The organism is Streptomyces sp. NPDC001922 (assembly GCF_042891165.1).
In the GTDB taxonomy this organism is placed as follows: Bacteria; Actinomycetota; Actinomycetes; order Streptomycetales; family Streptomycetaceae; genus Streptomyces.
In genome coordinates this window covers 197,114-215,736 of record NZ_JBIASV010000011.1, presented here as the reverse complement: position 1 = coordinate 215,736, position 18,623 = coordinate 197,114, and the positions used below count along the sequence as shown (strand labels likewise).

The following is an 18,623-nucleotide window of genomic DNA, read 5'->3' as shown; positions in this document are numbered from 1 at the left end:
CAACTGGTGCAGGAATGTGGAACGCCTCACAATCCGCCGCTCCGACGAGCCCTGACCGGGACACACGCCGTCAGAGAGGCAAGCAGGCACCCCAATGCACGGAGGAACCGATGACGCCGCCCGGACACCCGTCCACCCGTGAAGAGCCCCTGGACCTGCTCGGGATCGGCGCCGGCCCCTTCAACCTCTCCCTCGCCGCGCTCGCCGACGGAGCCCCCGGACTCACCAGCGCCTTCCTCGACCAGCGCACCCGCTTCCAGTGGCACCCCGGCCTGCTCATCGACGGCGCCACCCTCCAAGTGCCCTTCCTCGCCGACCTCGTGAGCCTGGTCGACCCCAGCAGCCCCTGGTCGTTCCTCAACTACCTCAAGACCCGCGAGCGGCTCTTCCCCTTCTACTTCGCCGAGCGCTTCCACATCCCCCGCGTCGAATACGACGCCTACCTCCGCTGGGCCGCCGGCGAACTGCCCACCGTCCGCTTCGGACACCAGGCCGACCTCATCCGCTGGGACCCCGCACGCCAGGCCTTCGAAGTCGACTTCACCCGCCTCGACGCGGACGGCACGGCCGAAGGGCTCGGCCGGCTCTTCGCCCGCAACATCGCCCTCGGCATCGGCACCGCCCCCCACATCCCCGCACCCCTGCGCACCCTCGCCGACGACCCCGCCGCACCCGTCCTGCACTCCGCCGACTACCTCCACCACCGCGACCGGCTCCTCGCCGCCCGCCACATCACCGTCGTCGGCTCCGGCCAGTCCGGCGCCGAAGTCCTCCTCGACCTCCTCCGCGCCCGCCCCGCCGGCCACGAAGGACTCACCTGGCTCGCCCGCACCCCCGCCTTCGCGCCCATGGAGTACAGCAAGCTCGGGCTCGAACAGTTCACCCCCGACTACACCCGCTACTTCCACGGACTCCCCGAAGCCACCCGCGACCAGGTCCTCCCCGGCCAGTGGCAGCTCTACAAGGGCATCGACCACGACACCCTCGCAGCCGTCCACGACGAGCTCTACCGGCGCACCCTGCACGGCGGCTGGCCCGACGTGACCCTCACCCCCGGCCTCGACGTCACCGCCGCCGAGCGCGCCCACGGCCGCATCGACCTGACCGTCCACCACACCCAGCAGCACACCCGGGCCACCCTCACCACCGACGCCGTCGTCCTCGCCACCGGCTACCGCGAACGCCCCCTCGACGGCCTCCTCGCCCCCCTCGACGACCACATCCAGCGGGACGACGCCGGACGCCCCCGCATCGACACCCAGCAGCGCATCGTCCTCGACGACCGCATCCCCGGCTCCCTCTTCGTACAGAACGCCGAACGCCACACCCACGGCGTCGGCACCCCCGACCTCGGACTCGCCGCCTGGCGGTCCGCCGTCATCGTCAACGCGCTCACCGGCCGCGAGATCCACCCGCTGCCACAGCGCACCGCCTTCACCACCTTCGGCCTGGACGGAACCCCCCACATTCCCTCCCGCACCCGGGCCGGCGCACAGAAAGAGACCCCATGAGCCCGACCCTGCAGGACCGTCCCGCACCCGACCGGCTCCGCCACCGCACCCCCGCAGAAGCGGCCGACACCGCCGCCACGGAGAACCTCCTCCGCTGCTGGGTACGCGAGAACGGCATACCCCGGCCGCCCGACGACATCCTGCGGCTCCACCTCCCCTCCGCCGGCACCACCCTCCAGGCGACCGTCCTGCACTGGTCCGCCGTCGGCTGGCACCGCTTCTGCGGCGCCCGCCTCGCCACCGGAGCACCCGCCCCCGCCACCCTCGTCGCCGCCCTCCTCGCCACCGAGGCGGCCCGCGGCGAACCCGGCGCCGTCACCGACCTCACCGGCCGCGTCACCGACTCCGTACGGCACGTCGAAACCTTCATCCGCACCCGCGCCGAACACCCCGAGGACCCCGCCGGCACCACCCCCTTCCTCGCCGCCGAACAAGCCCTCATCACCGGCCACCCCCTGCACCCCACCCCCAAGAGCCGCCTCGGACTCACCGACCGCGAAACCAGCCGCTACTCACCCGAACTCCGCGGCAGCTTCCCCCTCCACTGGTTCGCCGCCGACGCCTCCGTCGTGCACACCGACACCGCCCTCGACCGCACCACCCAGCAGCTCCTCACCGAACTCGCCGGCCACGACGCACCCAAGCCGCCCCCCGGCACCCGCCTCGTCCCCGCCCACCCCTGGCAGGCCCAGGACCTCCTGCGCCGCCCCGCCGTCCAGGACCTCCTCGCCGCCGGACTCCTCCACGACCTCGGCCCCGCCGGCCCCGCCTGGTCACCCACCTCCTCCGTGCGCACCCTCTACCGGGCCGACGCCCCCGTCATGCTGAAGTTCTCCCTCGGCCTCGACATCACCAACTCCCGCCGCGAGAACACCCGCCCCGAACTCCACCGCGGCCTCGCCGTCCACCGCCTCCTCGAAGCCGGCCTCGACAGCGCCCTGAGCGCCGCCCACCCCGGCTTCGGCATCGTCCGCGACCCCGCCTGGATCGCCGTCGACACCCCCGACGCCACCCCCACCGGCCTCGACGTCGTCATCCGCGACAACCCCTTCCCCGGCCCCGCGCACCGCCCCCAGGCCGTCTGCGTCGCCGGACTCGTCGCCGAACGCCCCGACCGCACCGACAGCCGCTCCGCCCTCGCCCGCCACATCCACCGGCTCGCCGGACGCACCGGCCGCCGCGTACCCGACGTCGCCCGCGAGTGGTTCGACCGCTACCTCCACACCGTCGTCGGCCCCGTCCTCTGGCTCCACGCCACCTACGGCCTCGGCCTCGAAGCCCACCAGCAGAACACCCTCGTCACCCTCGACACGGACGGCCGCCCCACCGGCGCCCGCTACCGCGACAACCAGGGCTACTACTTCTCACCCACCCGCAGCCCCGCCCTCCACCGCTGGATCCCCGGCATCGGCCGCGACCTCGGCACCTACGTCGACGACGCCGTCATCGACGAACGCCTCACCTACTACCTCGGCATCAACAACATCCTCGGCCTCATCGGCGCCCTCGGCTCCCAGGGCCTCGCCGACGAACACGACCTGCTCCGCCTCGCCCACCGCACCCTCACCGAACACGCCCGCACCCACGGCGACCGGCTGCGCCTGGCCACCCTGCTCTGCGAAGCACCCACCCTCCGCTGCAAGGCCAACCTCCTCACCCGCGTCCACGGCATGGACGAACTCACCGGCCCCCTGGAGAGCCAGTCCGTCTACGTCGACATCCCCAACCCCCTCGCGGAGGCCGCCCGGTGATCCGGCAGAGCACCGCCGCCGCCGAGGTCCAGCTCCCCGCCGGCACCTTCACCCTGCGCCCCGTCGACCCCGCCACCGACGCCGCCCTCGTCCACACCTGGATGAACGACCCCGAAGTGGCCCGCTTCTGGGACATGGCCCAGCCCGTCGACCACATCGGCGCCTACCTGCGCGGACAGATCGCCGGCACCCGCTCCACCCCCTACCTCGGCCACCTCGACGGCACCCCCATGAGCTACTGGGAGCTCTACCGCGCCGACCTCGACCCCCTGGCCGACCACTACCCGGCGGAACCCCGCGACGCCGGCGTCCACCTGCTCCTCGGCCCGGCCGCCCACCGCGGCCGCGGCCTCGGCGCGGTCCTGCTGCGCGCCGTCTCCGACTGGCAGCTGCGCACCGACCCCTACGCCCGGCGGGTCGTCGCCGAACCCGACATCCGCAATATCCGGTCCGTCCGCGCATTCGAGCGCGCGGGATTCCGCATGACGAGCCGGCTCGACCTGCCGGACAAATGCGCGGCACTCATGGTCCGGCATCGCACACAATGACGAAAAGGGCGGCGCTCCGGGCCCTGTATTCCGCTCATCGGAGCGCCCCCGTGCACTTTTCAACACTTGTCAACAAGGCTTCATGAAAAGGCCGTTGGACAGTCATGCTCTTCCAATTCTCTACCGGCCGGTAAGTCTTAGGCTCGTGCCATGCGCCGAGCGAAAATCGTCTGCACCCTGGGACCCGCCACCGACTCGTACGACCAGATCAAGGCACTGGTCGACGCCGGAATGGACGTGGCCCGGCTCAATCTCAGCCACGGCACCCACGCCGGCCACGAGGAGCGCTACCAGCGGGTACGGAAGGCCGCTGAGGACGCGGGCCGCAGCGTCGGCATCCTCGCCGACCTTCAAGGCCCGAAGATTCGCCTCGGCCATTTCCGCGAAGGCCCCGTACTCCTTGAACGCGACGACACCTTCACCATCACCGTCGAGGACCAGGAGGGCGACCGCCACACCTGCGGCACCACCTACCCCGGCCTCGCCGATGACGTGACGCCCGGCGAACGCATCCTCGTCGACGACGGACGGGTCACCCTCGAAGTCACCGAGGTCGACGGCCCCCGGGTCCGCACCCGGGTCGTCGAGGGCGGCCTCATCTCCGACCACAAGGGACTCAACCTCCCCGGAGTCGCCGTCTCCGTCCCCGCCCTCTCCGAGAAGGACGTCGCCGACCTCCGGTGGGCCCTGCGCGCCGGCGCCGACGTCATCGCCCTCTCCTTCGTCCGCAGCGGCCGCGACATCGAGGACGTCCACCGGATCATGGACGAGGAGGGCCGCCGGCTGCCGGTCCTCGCGAAGATCGAGAAGCCGCAGGCCGTCGACGACCTGCAGAGCATCGTCGACGCCTTCGACGGCATCATGGTCGCCCGCGGCGACCTCGGCGTCGAGATGCCCCTGGAGACCGTGCCCATCGTCCAGAAGCGCGCCATCTCCCTGGCCAGGCGCAACGCCAAGCCGGTCATCGTCGCCACCCAGATGCTGGACTCGATGATCGACGCCTCCCGGCCCACCCGCGCCGAGGCCTCCGACGTGGCCAACGCCGTCATGGACGGCACCGACGCGGTGATGCTCTCCGGCGAGACCAGCGTGGGCAAGTACCCCGTCGAGACCGTGCGCACCATGGCCCGCATCGTCGCCGCCGCCGAGGAGGACATGCTCGCCAAGGGTCTCTCCCCGCTCACCGAGCGCAGCAAGCCGCGCACCCAGGGCGGTGCCGTGGCCCGCGCCGCCGCCGAGATGGGCGACTTCCTGGGCGCGAAGTTCCTGGTCGCCTTCACCCAGTCCGGGGACACCGTCCGCCGCCTCTCCCGCTACCGCTCCCCGATCCCCGTCCTCGCCTTCACCCCCGAGGCCCCGACCCGCCACCGGCTCAGCCTGACCTGGGGCGTCGAGACCTTCCTCGGCCCCTCGGTCGACTCCACGGACGAGATGGTCCAGCAGGTCGACGAGTACCTGCTCAAGCTCGGCCGCTGCCGGCCGGGCGACGTCGTCGTGATCACGGCGGGCTCCCCGCCCGGAGTCCCGGGCTCGACCAACCTGGTCCGGATCCACCACATCGGCGAGGACGACTACCAGAAGTAGCGTCGGCGCACGGTGGGTGGACCGGAAGCGCGGTCAGTACTTCGGCCCGATGTGCTCGTCCATGAGGGCGACGGAGGCGCGCCGGGCGACAGAGATGTTGTACGGGTTGCCGTGGCGGGTGCAGTGGGTCCAGGTGATTCCGAGCCGGTCGAGGGTGTCCGTACAGAGCCGACGGATGTCGTCGGACTTGTTGGTGAAGAGGTAGCGCGGATATTCATAGCGTTTCCGCTTCCCGCCGACGAGTCGAGTGGTCCAATTCGTGACCCGGCAGCCGTCGGAATGGACGAGCCCCCGGAGGAAAGCCCAGGAATGTTTCTCCACCAGGCGTTCCTGCCAGGACTCGAGGGCGATGCAACGTTCGTGTTTTCTGCCCGTTCCGTGCTGAGGAAACAAGCACCACAGATGTTTGGAGTAGACCTTCACATTGCGGCAGCCGGTTCTGCGGACCCGGCAGACCGAGTTGTCGGGGAAGACTGCTTGTACTGCTTCTGCGCACGCGTCCATCAGGCCTGGCCACGCCTCGGCGCAAGTGATCATGAGGCTGGGGCGCGATGGCCGGAGTACTGGATGATGTGCCCGTCGCCGAGATAGAGGCCGAGCACGTAGGTGTACGCCGCTTCATCGAGTGCGCGACCGTCGCAGCGGGGGCACGGGGGATCGTGGCGCCCGGGGGTTTCCCCGCGTGCCGCTCGGTCCTGGTGGAGCCAGTAGCCCACGGTCCCCACGGGTACGCCCAGGCTGCGGGCGACGTCCGCATTGGTGGCGCCGGAGTGGATAAGGGACAGGGCCTGGTGTCGCACCTCAGTGCCATGCATCTGCATGGGATAACTCTGCGTGACTGAGCTATTCCATCGGAGGTGAACGGCTGCTATTCACGCGAAGGTGCACGTCCGCTTAGACTTCGGAAGTGCCGGGTGCGGGACTCGAACCCGCAAGCCTTTTCAGGCAGATGTGTTTGAGACATCCGTGTATGCCATTCCACCAACCCGGCCCGGTGCAGTGACACCCTACCGTGTGCATGTTCCCGACCGCAGCTAGGTAGGCTCGTGGGGCACCACCTGCCTGGAACGAGGAGTCCCGTGAGCGCCGCCGAGCCCGAGCAGCCCGTCGCCGACGAGCAGTCCCACGTCCCCCCGCTGACCACCCGCGTGGTCATCGCCGAGGACGAGGCGCTCATCCGCCTCGACCTCAAGGAGATGCTCGAGGAGGAGGGCTACACCGTCGTCGGTGAGGCCGGGGACGGACAGAAGGCCATCGAGCTGGCCCGGGAGCACCGCCCCGATCTCGTCATTCTCGACGTCAAGATGCCGATCCTCGACGGTATCTCCGCCGCCGAGCAGATCGCCGCGGAGAGCATCGCCCCGGTGCTGATGCTGACCGCGTTCTCGCAGCGCGAGCTGGTCGAGCGGGCGCGGGACGCCGGTGCGATGGCGTATCTGGTGAAGCCGTTCAGCAAGAGCGATGTCGTGCCCGCGATCGAGATGGCGGTCTCGCGCTTCACCGAACTGCGGGCGCTGGAGCAGGAGGTCGCCGACCTCTCGCAGCGGCTGGAGACCCGCAAGCTGGTGGACCGGGCGAAGAGCATCCTGCAGACCCAGTACGGGCTGACGGAGCCGGCGGCGTTCCGGTGGATCCAGAAGACGTCGATGGACCGGCGGCTGTCCATGCAGCAGGTCGCGGAGGCGGTCATCGAGGACGCCGAGGAGAAGAAGCAGCAGGGGAAGTAGGGGGCTCGTCCGCCGGTCGCGGCATGCCCTGCGCCGGTCCGGTGCGGAGCATGCCTCGCATCAGGGTGGGATCTCGCGGTTGTTTCCGACCTGAATGCTGCACCCCGTCGATCACAAGATCGACGGGGCGCAGCGCTGCGGCATGGAGCGTGATGCGTGTGGGCCCGGCAGTCTCGGCTCGTACCTGCTCGGACCGCATGTGCGAGGGCTCCCTGCCGCGAGCCCTCGATGAATCCTGAGGTGGAGGCCGGCGGCAGCAGGCCGGGTGTCGGGTGGCTTCACCTCCGTCGGAGCAGGCCGACGGATTCCCTCAGTCGCGGCGCATGGCCCGCCCTCCCGTCCGTAACGCCGAGGCGTCGCCATGGCTGCCCGTGGCCGGCCTTCACCGCCCGCAGTGGCGCGACGATCTTCGGCGTTTCCACGGATATGGGGCGCACCGGAGTGGCAAGTGACTGCTCCGGCGCTCTGCGGACCTCCCTCCGGCAGGGGGTGTGGCGAAGGCCTCGACGGCTGCCTCCTGGGATCAAGGTCCAGGGGTGTGGTGGGCGGTGTGGTCCGGCAGTCCGCCCGCGCCGCCGTTTCTGCTGAGCAGCGCCTGCGCTTCGCTGCATCCGGCACGCCGACGCCAGCCGCTTTCGGATGCTCCCGGGGCGGACCGATCGCTCGGCTTCCAGTGCAACGTGATCGGCGTCCACGAGGCGTAGCCAGTGCGCGGCATTCCGCCAATTCGCTTGTCTCCCAGAGGTGTTACATTGAGTTGCCCGTTGATCACTGACCTAATGGTCGCGGGCGCATTGTTGAAACGGGAGGATGCAAGTGAATCGGAAGCCGGTGGTCGGCGCTCTCGCCGCTGGCGCTCCGATCCTTGGGGGAGCACATGAATGCATCAGAAGTTTTGTGTGCCAGCGGAGTTGACCTCTCCTACGGCTCCACGCCCGCTGTTCGCGGTGCCCATCTCTCACTCACTCGTGGTGAGGTCACGGCGATTACCGGAGCAAGCGGCTCCGGAAAGTCGTCCCTCCTGTACTGCTTGGCCGGAGTGCTCCCCGCAACCCGAGGTGAGATCCGTTTCGAGGGACAGTCGTTCGGCGACCTCGATGACGACGAGATAAGCACGCTGAGGCGTGAACGCTTCGGCTTCGTTTTCCAGTATGGCGAGTTGCTTCCCGAGCTGACCATCGAGGAGAACACAGCGCTGCCACTGCGCCTCGCGGGCAAGCGGAAGGGACCTGCCCTCAAGGCCGCTGCAGCCGTCCTCGACCGCCTCGGCATTGCCGATCTGCGTAGCCGGCGTCCCTCACAAGTGTCCGGTGGACAGAGTCAGCGGGTGGCCGTCGCTCGCGCCCTCGTGCACAAACCTGCTGTTGTCTTCGCCGATGAGCCCACTGGCTCCCTCGACAGCGGCAACGCGGATGCCGTACTCAAGGAGTTCTTGACCCTGGCCCGTTCGCAGGGGACTGCTGTGCTCCTGGTCACCCATGACGCTGCGGTAGCCGATCAGGCCGATCGCCGGTTCACGATGGCTGACGGTTCCTTGGCCCCGCAGGGAGCCGCATCATGAGAGAACTGCTGCTCGGGCTGCGGTTGCTGCTCGGGTCCGGGAGGGGAACCCGGGTGCGTTTTCTCCTCATGGCCGTGGGCGGCTCCCTCGGCGTGTGCTGTCTGGCCTTCGTACTGACCATTCCGGCGATCCTCGACGCGCGGGACGGCCGAGCAGGCGACCGTGCCCCGGTCAGGTTCTCCGGAGCGCCGAAGTACGACCGCACAGTGGTTCTCGTGAGGTCCGACCCGCACGGCGCGAAGCCCTTCCACCGTGTCTTCCTCGCACTGGGCTCCGATGACAGGCCCGAGGCACCGCCAGGGCTACAGGCACTCCCCAAGCCCGGAGAGGTGTTCGTCTCGCCGGCTCTGCACGACCAGCTGGAACGGGAGCCGGCCTTGAAGGGCCTGCTGCCCGGCCGTGAAAGGGGCCTGATCGCTCCGTCGGGTCTCACGGACCCCAATGAATTGTATGCCTACGTCGGCACAGAGCATTCGGAGCTCACCGGCTTCGGCGCCACACGGGCGCTCAAGAGTTTCGGTACCGGCTATCCGCCCGTTCCTGCTGTTGAGCCCTCCACCCTCGACATCCTGCGCTTCACGCTCGCCACCCTGGTCCTGTTGCCGCTCGGTGTCTTCCTCTCGGTGTGCGCCAGGCTCTCCGCAGCCAGCCGAAACCGACGTCTCGCCGCGTTGCGACTCCTCGGTCTGAGCGTCAAGGGCACCCAGCGGGTCAACGCGGCCGAGACGGTTGTCGCAGCACTGGTGGGCGCGATCCTCGGTGTGGGCGAATACTGGGTACTCAATCAGGTCGTGTCCAGAACCGGCCTGCCCGGTCTCAAGTGGTACCCGGACGATGGTGCTTTGCCGGCCTCCACTCTCGCCATCTGCCTTCTCGGCTGTCCGGCTCTCGCATGGTTCGTGGGGCGTGCGAGCGCACGAGCCGCAGCCACCCAGCCCCTGAACACACGCCGTACGGCAGTGCCTCGTGCTCCACGCATGTGGGGCGGACTCCTGCTCGTCACCGGCCTGGGTATCGTCGTGGGCTACTGCGCGACCGGATTCACCGACAACCCGGCTCAGAGCTCCGGTGTCAACACGTTGCTGGTACCGCTCGGTGTCCTGTTCACCGGACTCGGACTCGTTCTGACGATGCCGTTGCTGTCCTACGCCCTTGCCAGGCGCCTGGCCCGGACCGGCTCGCTCACCCTCAACCTCGCCATGCGCCGGAACGAGGTGGAGCCCGGGAGTGCCATGCGTGTGGTCACGGGGCTCGTGCTGCTGGTGTTCTCGGCGTCCCTCGCGCAGGGCGTGCTCGTCGAGGAAGGGCAGATTCTCCGCTCCAAGTCGCCTTCCCAGGAGTATGGGCTTTCACTGTCCGACCTCAGCGAGGAGCAGCAGGACCGACTGCGGGATATTCCGGAACTGAGCGCCACCGCAATGGTGATGGAGCCGCCGTTCGACGCCGAAGATGAAGGGCCGAGGATTCCGGCACGCGCTCTGGTCGCCACGTGTGGCCAGCTCGGCAAGCTGGTTCGCCGTGTTGAAGGCTGTGTCGACGGCCAGGTGCTCCGCCTCACCGACCCGGCGGTGACGGAGGAGCCGATCGCTCCTTCTGTCGTTCGTCTGAAACAGGGAGACCGCCGGAAGGATCTCCGCATTGACGTGCCTGCCAGGAAGGTGCGGTACTCAGGCTACGACGTCACATCTGTCGACACCCCCGTCCTCTACCCGCCGTCCAAGCTCCCGGCCGGTGCCGTGCCCACCGCGGGCACTCTGGTGCTCGCCAGCGCCTCCGATCCGGAAACCGTACGGACTGTCCTCGATCGCATCGGCACCCTTGTGCCGACCGCCGAGGTGGATCCCGTCGGCATCAACATTGACGCGCTTCAGCAGATCACCGTCATCGAGACGCTGCTGGCCCTCGGCATGATCATGGGGCTGGTGATCGGTGTCGCGGCGTTCCTGGTATCGGTCACCGACCGGGCTGTGGAGCGCCGTCCGCAGGTCACCGCGCTCGCGCTCATGGGCGCCCGGCCGCGTACCCTCCGTCGAGTCCAGTCCGCGCAGGTCGTGCTCCCGTTGGCCCTCGGTCTCGGCCTCGCCCTGGTCACTGGAAAGCTTGCGGAGTCCTCCTATCTCGTCACGGGTGGTGGAGAGATTTTCTGGGACGGCGCCGGGGTTCCCCTGCTCGTGCTGGCCGCTGTGGGCGTACTCGTGGCGGCGGTGATCGGGACGTTTCCCCTGGTCGGCCGCAGAATCGACCCGGAGTTGATCCGGCGCGACTGAATCGTCCAGCGGGAGGGCCTCGGTCGGGTTTCCGTCCGGGGCCCTCAGCATTGTCCGAGAGTTGGGTGGGCGTGGCGGCGTCGCTCGACGCGGCCCCCCGCTCGTCGTGGCCCGCACCGAAGAAGGGCCCGCACCGACGAAGGCCCTACACCGAAGAAGGGCCCGCACCGACGAAGGGCCCGCACCCGTTCTCCGGGTGCGGGCCCTTCGGTTAACGCCGCGTCGCGCATGGGGTGCTCAGTCCTCGCCGAGGTAGGCCTTCCGCACGGACTCGTCGTGGAGCAGGCTCTCGCCCGACCCGGACAGCACGATCTTGCCGATCTCCATCACATGGCCCTGGTCGGCGAGGGAGAGCGCCGCCTGGGCGTTCTGCTCGACGAGCAGGATGGTGGTGCCCTGCGACTTCAGCTCGGCGATCGTTTCCATGATCTTCTGCATCATGATCGGCGAGAGTCCCATGGAGGGTTCGTCGAGCATCAGCAGTTTCGGCCGGCACATCAGGGCGCGGCCCATGGCGAGCATCTGCTGTTCGCCGCCGGAGAGGGTGCCCGCCGCCTGGCTGCGGCGTTCGCCGAGGATGGGGAAGAGGTCGTACGCCTTCCGGATGTCCTTGGCGATGCCGTCGGTGTCCTTCCGGAGGAAGGCGCCGAGCTGGAGGTTCTCCGCGATCGTCAGCCGGGGGAAGATGTGGCGTCCCTCGGGCGAGTGGGCGAGGCCCAGGGCGACGATCTTGTGGGCGGGCACTCCGGAGAGCGGCCTGCCGTCGAAGCGGATCGATCCGCCGAGCGGCTTGAGCAGCCCGGACAGGGTGCGCAGGGTGGTGGTCTTGCCTGCGCCGTTCGTCCCGATCAGGGTGACGACCTGGCCTGCGTCGACGCTGAACGAGATGCCCTTGACGGCTTCGATCTTGCCGTAGGCGACCCGGAGGTCCTCGACTTCGAGCAGTGCGGTCACTGGTCGCCCTCCTTACGGGCGTCGGTGCCGGAGGACTCCGTGGTGTCCCCGGCTGCTGCGTCGGCCGGTGCCGTGCCGTCGGCGGGGGTGTCCCCGGAGCCGTCGGCCGGGGTGCCCCCGGCGGCGGCTTCCGCGGCTTCCTCCGCCGCTTCGACCTCGGCGGCCTCCTCGGCGCCCGGTTCTCCCTCGAAGGGGGTGCCGATGTAGGCGGCGATGACCCGTTCGTCGCTCTGGACGACGTCCGGGGTGCCTTCGACGAGCTTCTGGCCCTGGACGAGTACGGCGACCCGGTCGCAGAGGTTGAAGATGAAGCGCATGTCGTGCTCGATGACGAGGACGGCGGTGCCCTGGTCCCGGATGGCGAAGACGAGTTCCTCGGTGGCCCGGGTCTCCTGGGGGTTCATGCCGGCGGTCGGCTCGTCGAGGAGCAGCAGCCCGGGGTCGCTCGCGAGGGCGCGGGCGATTTCGAGCTTGCGCTGTTCGCCGTAGGGGAGGTTGCGGGCGAGGTGGTCCTTCTTGGCGGTGAGGCCGATGAACTCCAGGAGTTCCATGGCCCGTGCCTCGGAGGCCTTTTCGGCCTTCTTGAAGCCGGGGCCGCGCAGCAGGGCGGACCAGAGGCCTTCCTTGGTGCGGGTGTGCCGTCCGACGAGGACGTTCTCCAGGACGGTCATGTTGGCGAACAGCCGGATGTTCTGGAAGGTCCGGGCGACGCCGGCCTTGGTGACCAGGTGCGGCTTGGGCGGAAGGACGGACCCCTTGTAGGTGACCTTGCCCTCGGTGGGGATGTACAGCCCGGTGAGGCAGTTGAAGAAGGTGGTCTTTCCGGCGCCGTTGGGGCCGATGAGACCGACGATCTCGCCGGAGCGCACTTCGAGGTCGACCGAGCGCACGGCGGTGAGGCCGCCGAAGCGCATGGTGACGTCGGTCGCGCTGAGCACGGTGGTGCCGGTCGACTGCGCGGCCGGGCTGGTGTCGGTGGTGGTCATATCGGTCACGCCTCCGCCTTGGTGACGCCGACGGCCCCGTCGGGCAGGCGTTGTTCGGGCACGTCGAGCTGGCCGGTCTCGTGGAATTCGAGCTGCTTCCTGCGGTCGGCGATGAGCCCTTCGGGGCGGAAGCGCATCAGCAGGATGAGGGCGAGACCGAAGAAGAGAAGCTGGTAGTCGGCGAGGAACTGCAGCTTCGCGGGGATGAGGTAGAGCAGCGACGCGCCGAGGAGCGGTCCGCTGATGGTGCCCATGCCGCCGAGGATGACCGCGGCGAGCAGGAAGGCGGAGTTGGGCGGGACGGGGCCGGCGAAGACGTACTGCTCGGGCACGACGGTGTAGGTGACGTGTGCCTGGACGGTGCCGGCGACTCCGGCGAGGGTGGCGCCGAGGGCGAAGGCGATGAGCTTGACGCGGAAGCCGTTGATGCCCATGGCGGTGGCGGCGGTCTCGTCCTCGCGGATGGCGACCCAGGCGCGGCCGATGCGGGAGTTCCCGGCCCGGCTGAAGACCAGCACCACCAGCGCGGTGACCAGCAGCATCAGCAGGAAGTAGCTGGCGAAGGGCGGGATGGCGAGGCCGCCGACGGTGTGGGTCTCCCCGAAGTCGTAGCCGAGGACGACGAGGTCGGGAATGTTGGGGATGCCGTTGGGGCCGTTGGTGATCTGGGGGCCGGAGACGCCGTCGAGGTTGCCCATGGCGATGCGGAAGATCTCTCCGAAGCCGAGGGTGACGATGGCGAGGTAGTCGCCGCGCAGCCGCAGGGTGGGGGCGCCGATGACGACGCCGAAGACCAGCGATGCGAGGGCGCCGGCGAGGACGGCGGCCCAGAAGGGGAACTGGACGTCGAAGACGGAGGCGGTCGATCCGCTGACGAGGGCGGCGGTGTAGGCGCCGACGCCGAGGAAGGCGACGTATCCGAGGTCGAGGAGTCCGGCCAGGCCGACGACGACGTTGAGGCCGAGGGCGACGGTGGCGAAGATGAGGATGTTGACGCCGACCAGGGTGTACTGGTCGTTGCTCTGGGTGAGCGGGAAGACGGCGGCCGCGGCGAACGCGGCGCCGAGGGTCACCGAGCGGTGCTTGGCGGTGAGGGCGGAGAGCCGGGAGACGAGCCCGGCCTTCATGACCGCGAGGACGCCGAAGGCGACGAGGAGCATGTAGCCGACGAAGAGTTCGGGGTCCTCGGTGGCGATGCCATAGGTGAAGACGTACAGCCCGACGCCGAATCCGGCGACGATAAGCAGGATCTCGGCCCAGGTGGGGAGGGCGCGCGGGGCGGGCAGACGCTTGCCGGTGCCGGTGCCGGTGTCGCGGAGGAGGCCGAGGGCGCCGACGAGGGTGACCAGTGAGGTGGCGGCGGCGATGTAGCCGCCGGGCTCCAGGTTGATCACGCCGCCGAGTTCGACGGAGATCGCCACCACGGTGAACCAGGTGGTGGCGAAGGTGCCGATGGCGAGGAGCCGGGTGGCGTTGTCGCCGCCGGCCGGGTTGAGCCAGCCGAGGCCGCGGATGCCGTAGCCGACGAGGGCGTAGACGAGCGTCAGCAGGGCGCCGGTCAGGGTGAGGACCTGGAGGCCGCCGGGGTAGCCGGTGACGGTGAGGTCGCCCGGGAATTCGGCGGTCCAGGTCCAGGCGAGGAAGGTGGAGGCGACGGTGAGGACGGCTCCGGCCGCGGTCAGGGCGCGGGCGACCGCGGGGGCCAGTGGGATGACCGGGGTGTTCGCGGTGGTCTTCTGGGTGCTCATGGTTCTCACGCCCGATCCGCTACGCGCTCGCCGAGCAGGCCCTGTGGCCGGAGCAGCAGCACGAGGATGAGGAGGACGAAGGCCCAGACGTTGGCCCAGGCGCCGCCGCCGAGCTGGTCCATGCCGGGGATGTCCTGGATGTAGTGGATGGACATCGCTTCGGCGAGGCCGAGGACGACGCCGCCGAGCATGGCGCCGTAGATGTTGCCGATGCCGCCGAGGACGGCCGCGGTGAAGGCCTTGAGTCCGGCGATGAAGCCCATTTCGAACTGGACCTGGCCGTAGCGGAGTCCGTGGGCCACGGCGGCGACGGCGGCGAAGACGGCGCCGATGGCGAAGGCCATCACGATGATGCGGTCGGTGTTGATGCCCATGAGCTTGGCGGTGTCGGGGTCCTGGGCGGTGGCCTGCATGGCCCGGCCGGTGCGGCTCTTGGAGACGAAGACGCCGAGGGCGAGCATGCACAGGGGTGCCGCGACGAGGAGGAAGACGTCACCGCGCTGGATGTGCAGGTGGTCGAAGATCTCGAAGGACTTGCCCTCGATCTGCGGGAAGCTGCGGGCCTTCTTGGCGTCCGGGTAGAACGCCCAGACGATCTGCTGGAGCGCGATGGACAGCCCGATGGCGGTGATCAGCGGGGCCAGCCGGGGCGCGCCGCGGAGCGGGCGGTAGGCGAAGCGTTCCGCCGCGGTGGCCACGGCGATCGACGCCAGGGCGCCGCCGATGAGCATCAGGGGTATGGCCATCCACAGGGAGGTTCCGCTGGGGAGCCAGATGTAGACGGTGAGGGCGCCGAAGCCCCCGATCATGAAGATCTCGCCGTGGGCGAAGTTGATGAGCTGGACGATGCCGTAGACCATGGTGTACCCGATGGCGATCAAGCCGTAGAGGGTACCCAGGGCCAGGCCGTTGACCAGCTGTTGCGGCAGTTCGTGCACCGCAGGGCCTCCGATGAGCGTGTCGGATGTGAGACCGCGCGAGGGCGCCGGTGTGCGCCCTCGCGCGGGTGGGTCTGGGTGAGGCGGGAGCCGGTCAGTCCTTGAACGTCTCGCTCTTGACGGCTTCCCAGGCGCCGCCCTTGACCGAGTACACGGTCAGCTGCTTGTTGGTGGTGTCGCCGAACTTGTCGAACGAGACCTTGCCGGTGACGCCCTCGAAGGAGACCTTGTTCAGGGCCTCGGTGACCTTGGCGCGGGCGTCGCTGGGGAGCTTGCCGTCGTTGGCCTCGACCACGGACTTGACGGCCTGGATGATGGCCCATCCGGCGTCGTAGGAGTAGCCGCCGTAGGCCGCGTACGGGTCCTTGTAGCCGGCCGCCTCGTAGTCCTTGATGAAGGTCTTGGCGGAGTCGAGGTCCTCGACGGGGTAGCCGACGGAGGTGGCGAGGTCGCCGTCGTTCTTCTCGCCCGAGGCCTTGATGAACTCGGGGTCGTAGATGCCGTCGCCGCCCATCAGGGGGATCTCCGCGCCGGCCTTCTTGACCTGGTCGGAGAGGAGGCCGCCCTCGGGGTACTGGCCGCCGAAGTAGACGGAGTCGGCGCCGGAGTTCTTGACCTTGTCGGCGACGCTGGAGAAGTCGGTCTCCTTGACGGTCAGGTGGTCGGTGCCGACGACCTTTCCGCCGAGGCGCTTGAACTCCTGGGCGAAGATCTTCGCCAGGCCCGCGCCGTAGGTCTGCTTGTCGTCGATGACGAAGACCTTCTTCTTCTTCGCGTCCTTGTAGTAGTACTGCGCGGCGAAGCGGCCCTGGATGACGTCCGTGGTGGCCGTGCGGAAGTAGGACTTGAAGGGGCGCGAGAGGTCACCCTTGGCCCAGTTGTCGCCCTGGCTCAGCGCCGGGTTGGTGTTGGCGGGGGAGACCAGGGCGAGGCTGCCCTTGTCGAAGACGCCCTGCATGGACTGGGCGACACCGGAGTTGAGCGGGCCGACGGCGCCGAGGACGTCCTTGTCGCCGACGAGGGTGGTGGCGTTCTGCTGGCCGGAGGCCGGAACGGCCTGGTCGTCGAGGGCCTTGACCTTGAAGGTGACCCCGTCGACCTCGTTGTTCTTGTTGGCCGTCCTGGCGGCGAGGTCCACGGAGTTCTTGATGCCCTGGCCGAGGGCGGACAGAGAGCCGGTCAGCGGAGCGTCGACACCGATCACCACGGTGGTCTTGCCTCCGCCGCCTTCGCCGTCGCCTTTGTCGTTGCGGGATCCACAAGCGGTGAGGGTGAGGGCCCCAGCCGTGATCGCTGTGGTGAAGATGAGCAAGGAACGGTGTCGCACGTTGTGTCCTCTCCCTGGCGCGGCGCCTCTGCTGAGATGCCGTGTCGCGTGCCGGACCATGCCGGCCAAATATGGCTGAGCTGTGAAAGTGCTGTGTGGCTACCGGCGACGCGGTGACTGGCCGTGACTCTAAGGGCGTGCGGCGGCGGGGGGCAGAGGTGCAGGCCATGATGTGACTTTCTTGTTATGACCCAGGTCACGGCAAGGTGTCGGTGTAGCATCCATAACCGGACAAAGCGTGCATAGTGCGGCATAACTGGGGTTCCGCATGGTGAGAACGCGCAGATCCGCTAAGGGGTCCCGGGTGGCGTAGGTCACAGCGTCCGGAATGTGGCAGGCGTTGTTACGTGGGGGTACTCCGTGTACACGGCACGCAGTTGTCGGGCGGTGGTGCGCCCGGCTCGAATCTCACGGAGAGTGACGATCGTCCGTTCCGTGACGCTCTGCGGAGGGGCTGCTTCCCTTCACATGTGCGGCACACAGCCGACGGGTCCGCCGGTCGATGAGATCCCTGGCCGCAGCCGTTCCGCGGCGGCTTCGCTCGGCCCGCGCGGCGGCAACGACCTCGTCCAGAATGTCGCGTTGGGCGGTCGACAGGCCCTTCTGCTCCCAGTCGAGGCCGGCGCCGCGGCCGTTCACCAGCATCACCCCGGCCCAGTGGCGGACGAGCACGGTGCAGAGCTCGGCGGCCGAAGTCCGGTGCGGGCGCGGGGAGTCGGCGGACGTGAGAGAGGGCTCGGCAGGGTCCCGGGACGCGTCGGCATGAGGACCGGGGGAGACGTGCGGACCGGGAGAGGTGTGCGGAACGGTGGAGGAGGATCCGGAACAGCCGGAGAGCGGCAGGAGCGCGAGCGCGCCGAGTACCGCCGCGTGCCGGATCCGGGTGCGCGGCGTGGCCGTCATGACCGAAGGGTAGGGAGCGGGCGGCCGGGGCCGCCAGAGGTGTGCCGGGCGGAAACCTCCGGTTTCCGGGCGTGCGGCGTCGGCGGCACCGCTGGAGGGGCCTGGTACGGGCTGCTCGTACCGCGTGCACCGGGCGCACGACAACGGCCGGCCGGGGCGTGCTGCACGGTCCCGCCCCGTGGGGCGGCCCCGTCGGCCGTCATCGGCCCGTGGCGCCGCCCGCTGTGCGCGTCGGCTCGCCGTACGCGTCAGCTCGCAGGACGGCACAACGAGCGATGCGGGTCGGCCCGAGGTCAGCCCGCCGTGCCGTTCGGGTCCGCCTCGCGGAGCAGGCACGTCAGGCGCGCCGTGCAGACGCGGCGGTCCTGCTCGTCGGAGATGACGATCTCGTAGGTGGCGGTGGAGCGGCCCCGGTGCACGGGCGTGGCGACGCCGGTCACCCGGCCCGAGCGAAGGCCGCGGTGATGCGTGCAGTTGAGGTCGACCCCGACGGCTATCCGGGTGGGGCCGCCGTGCAGCATCGCGCCGACCGAGCCGAGGGTCTCGGCGAGCACCGCGGACGCGCCGCCGTGCAGCAGCCCGTACGGCTGGGTGTTGCCCTCGACGGGGAGGGTGCCGACGACCCGCTCGGGCGCGGCCTCGACGATGTCCAGCCCCATGCGCTCGCCCAGGTGGCCGGCGGAGAACAGCGCGGGCAGGTCCATGCCCAGACCGGCCCACTGGTCCAGGACGTCCTGCGGGAACTTCGTGCTGCTCTGCTCACCCATGGCGTGCCGGCTCCGATCGTCACTCATCGAACAACTGTGTTCGTTGCAGTC

General features: G+C 69.4%; 14 protein-coding genes, 1 tRNA gene and 1 pseudogene. 7 read left to right on the top strand and 9 right to left on the bottom strand.

Annotated elements, in window-relative coordinates:
* The first annotated feature begins 110 nt into the window (after nucleotides 1-110).
* The 4 genes from ACFYYR_RS21965 (at nucleotide 111) to pyk (ending at nucleotide 5,394) form a co-directional block, all read left to right on the top strand.
* Nucleotides 111-1,511, top strand: a complete 1,401-nt coding sequence (locus ACFYYR_RS21965; RefSeq protein ID WP_388855980.1) for a lysine N(6)-hydroxylase/L-ornithine N(5)-oxygenase family protein — start codon at nucleotides 111-113, stop codon at nucleotides 1,509-1,511.
* Entirely contained in the window at nucleotides 1,508-3,262 is a 1,755-nt protein-coding gene (locus tag ACFYYR_RS21960; protein ID WP_388855977.1) for an IucA/IucC family protein, read from the top strand. Before ACFYYR_RS21965 ends, ACFYYR_RS21960 begins: the two co-directional genes overlap by 4 nt.
* Complete coding sequence (locus tag ACFYYR_RS21955; RefSeq protein ID WP_388855974.1) at nucleotides 3,259-3,810, top strand: GNAT family N-acetyltransferase; 552 nt, start codon at nucleotides 3,259-3,261, stop codon at nucleotides 3,808-3,810. Before ACFYYR_RS21960 ends, ACFYYR_RS21955 begins: the two co-directional genes overlap by 4 nt.
* Nucleotides 3,811-3,960: 150 nt before the next feature.
* Entirely contained in the window at nucleotides 3,961-5,394 is a 1,434-nt protein-coding gene (pyk, locus tag ACFYYR_RS21950) for a pyruvate kinase (RefSeq protein WP_388855971.1), read from the top strand.
* A gap of 33 nt (nucleotides 5,395-5,427) precedes the next feature.
* On the opposite strand, the pseudogene ACFYYR_RS21945 reads toward pyk, so the two are convergent.
* A pseudogene (locus ACFYYR_RS21945) lies at nucleotides 5,428-6,215 on the bottom strand (helix-turn-helix domain-containing protein).
* An 87-nt stretch (nucleotides 6,216-6,302) separates the two neighbouring features.
* A tRNA-Leu gene (locus ACFYYR_RS21940) sits at nucleotides 6,303-6,385 on the bottom strand.
* 88 nt (nucleotides 6,386-6,473) lie between these two features.
* Between ACFYYR_RS21940 and ACFYYR_RS21935 the strand changes: the two genes are divergently transcribed.
* From ACFYYR_RS21935 to ACFYYR_RS21925, 3 genes are all read left to right on the top strand, one after another.
* A complete protein-coding gene (locus ACFYYR_RS21935; protein WP_388855968.1) occupies nucleotides 6,474-7,121 on the top strand; it encodes an ANTAR domain-containing response regulator in 648 nt (215 codons plus the stop codon).
* A gap of 877 nt (nucleotides 7,122-7,998) precedes the next feature.
* On the top strand, nucleotides 7,999-8,682 hold the full coding sequence (locus tag ACFYYR_RS21930; RefSeq protein ID WP_388855965.1) for an ABC transporter ATP-binding protein: 684 nt from the start codon (nucleotides 7,999-8,001) through the stop codon (nucleotides 8,680-8,682).
* Nucleotides 8,679-10,949: an ABC transporter permease gene (locus tag ACFYYR_RS21925; protein ID WP_388855962.1), complete on the top strand. Its 2,271-nt coding sequence runs from the start codon at nucleotides 8,679-8,681 to the stop codon at nucleotides 10,947-10,949. The genes ACFYYR_RS21930 and ACFYYR_RS21925 overlap by 4 nt, the downstream gene beginning before the upstream one ends.
* Before the next feature lie 237 nt (nucleotides 10,950-11,186).
* Here the strand turns inward: ACFYYR_RS21925 and ACFYYR_RS21920 are convergent, their stop codons facing one another.
* From ACFYYR_RS21920 to ACFYYR_RS21890, 7 genes are all read right to left on the bottom strand, one after another.
* On the bottom strand, nucleotides 11,187-11,903 hold the full coding sequence (locus ACFYYR_RS21920; RefSeq protein ID WP_388855959.1) for an ABC transporter ATP-binding protein: 717 nt from the start codon (nucleotides 11,901-11,903) through the stop codon (nucleotides 11,187-11,189).
* Nucleotides 11,900-12,889 carry an ABC transporter ATP-binding protein gene (locus tag ACFYYR_RS21915; RefSeq protein ID WP_388856309.1) on the bottom strand — a complete coding sequence of 330 codons (990 nt, stop codon included), beginning with the start codon at nucleotides 12,887-12,889 and terminating at the stop codon, nucleotides 11,900-11,902. Before ACFYYR_RS21915 ends, ACFYYR_RS21920 begins: the two co-directional genes overlap by 4 nt.
* Nucleotides 12,890-12,894: 5 nt before the next feature.
* Entirely contained in the window at nucleotides 12,895-14,637 is a 1,743-nt protein-coding gene (locus ACFYYR_RS21910; RefSeq protein ID WP_388855957.1) for a branched-chain amino acid ABC transporter permease, read from the bottom strand.
* A gap of 5 nt (nucleotides 14,638-14,642) precedes the next feature.
* A complete protein-coding gene (locus ACFYYR_RS21905; RefSeq protein WP_388855954.1) occupies nucleotides 14,643-15,575 on the bottom strand; it encodes a branched-chain amino acid ABC transporter permease in 933 nt (310 codons plus the stop codon).
* Nucleotides 15,576-15,669: 94 nt separating this feature from the next.
* Nucleotides 15,670-16,902 (bottom strand): branched-chain amino acid ABC transporter substrate-binding protein, encoded by a 1,233-nt coding sequence (locus tag ACFYYR_RS21900; protein ID WP_388855951.1) that lies wholly within the window; start codon nucleotides 16,900-16,902, stop codon nucleotides 15,670-15,672.
* A gap of 408 nt (nucleotides 16,903-17,310) precedes the next feature.
* A complete protein-coding gene (locus ACFYYR_RS21895) occupies nucleotides 17,311-17,805 on the bottom strand; it encodes a hypothetical protein (RefSeq protein ID WP_388855948.1) in 495 nt (164 codons plus the stop codon).
* 293 nt (nucleotides 17,806-18,098) lie between these two features.
* Nucleotides 18,099-18,572 (bottom strand): PaaI family thioesterase, encoded by a 474-nt coding sequence (locus ACFYYR_RS21890; RefSeq protein WP_388856306.1) that lies wholly within the window; start codon nucleotides 18,570-18,572, stop codon nucleotides 18,099-18,101.
* Nucleotides 18,573-18,623 lie beyond the last annotated feature (51 nt).

Excerpts from the sequence above, each read along its gene's own strand:
- ACFYYR_RS21965 (WP_388855980.1), top strand. The coding sequence starts at position 111 with ATGACGCCGCCCGGACACCCGTCCACCCGTGAAGAGCCCCTGGACCTG.
- ACFYYR_RS21960 (WP_388855977.1), top strand. The coding sequence starts at position 1,508 with ATGAGCCCGACCCTGCAGGACCGTCCCGCACCCGACCGGCTCCGCCAC.
- pyk (WP_388855971.1), top strand. The coding sequence starts at position 3,961 with ATGCGCCGAGCGAAAATCGTCTGCACCCTGGGACCCGCCACCGACTCG.
- ACFYYR_RS21930 (WP_388855965.1), top strand. The coding sequence starts at position 7,999 with ATGAATGCATCAGAAGTTTTGTGTGCCAGCGGAGTTGACCTCTCCTAC.
- ACFYYR_RS21925 (WP_388855962.1), top strand. The coding sequence starts at position 8,679 with ATGAGAGAACTGCTGCTCGGGCTGCGGTTGCTGCTCGGGTCCGGGAGG.
- ACFYYR_RS21915 (WP_388856309.1), bottom strand. The coding sequence starts at position 12,889 with ATGACCACCACCGACACCAGCCCGGCCGCGCAGTCGACCGGCACCACC.
- ACFYYR_RS21910 (WP_388855957.1), bottom strand. The coding sequence starts at position 14,637 with ATGAGCACCCAGAAGACCACCGCGAACACCCCGGTCATCCCACTGGCC.
- ACFYYR_RS21895 (WP_388855948.1), bottom strand. The coding sequence starts at position 17,805 with ATGACGGCCACGCCGCGCACCCGGATCCGGCACGCGGCGGTACTCGGC.
- ACFYYR_RS21890 (WP_388856306.1), bottom strand. The coding sequence starts at position 18,572 with ATGGGTGAGCAGAGCAGCACGAAGTTCCCGCAGGACGTCCTGGACCAG.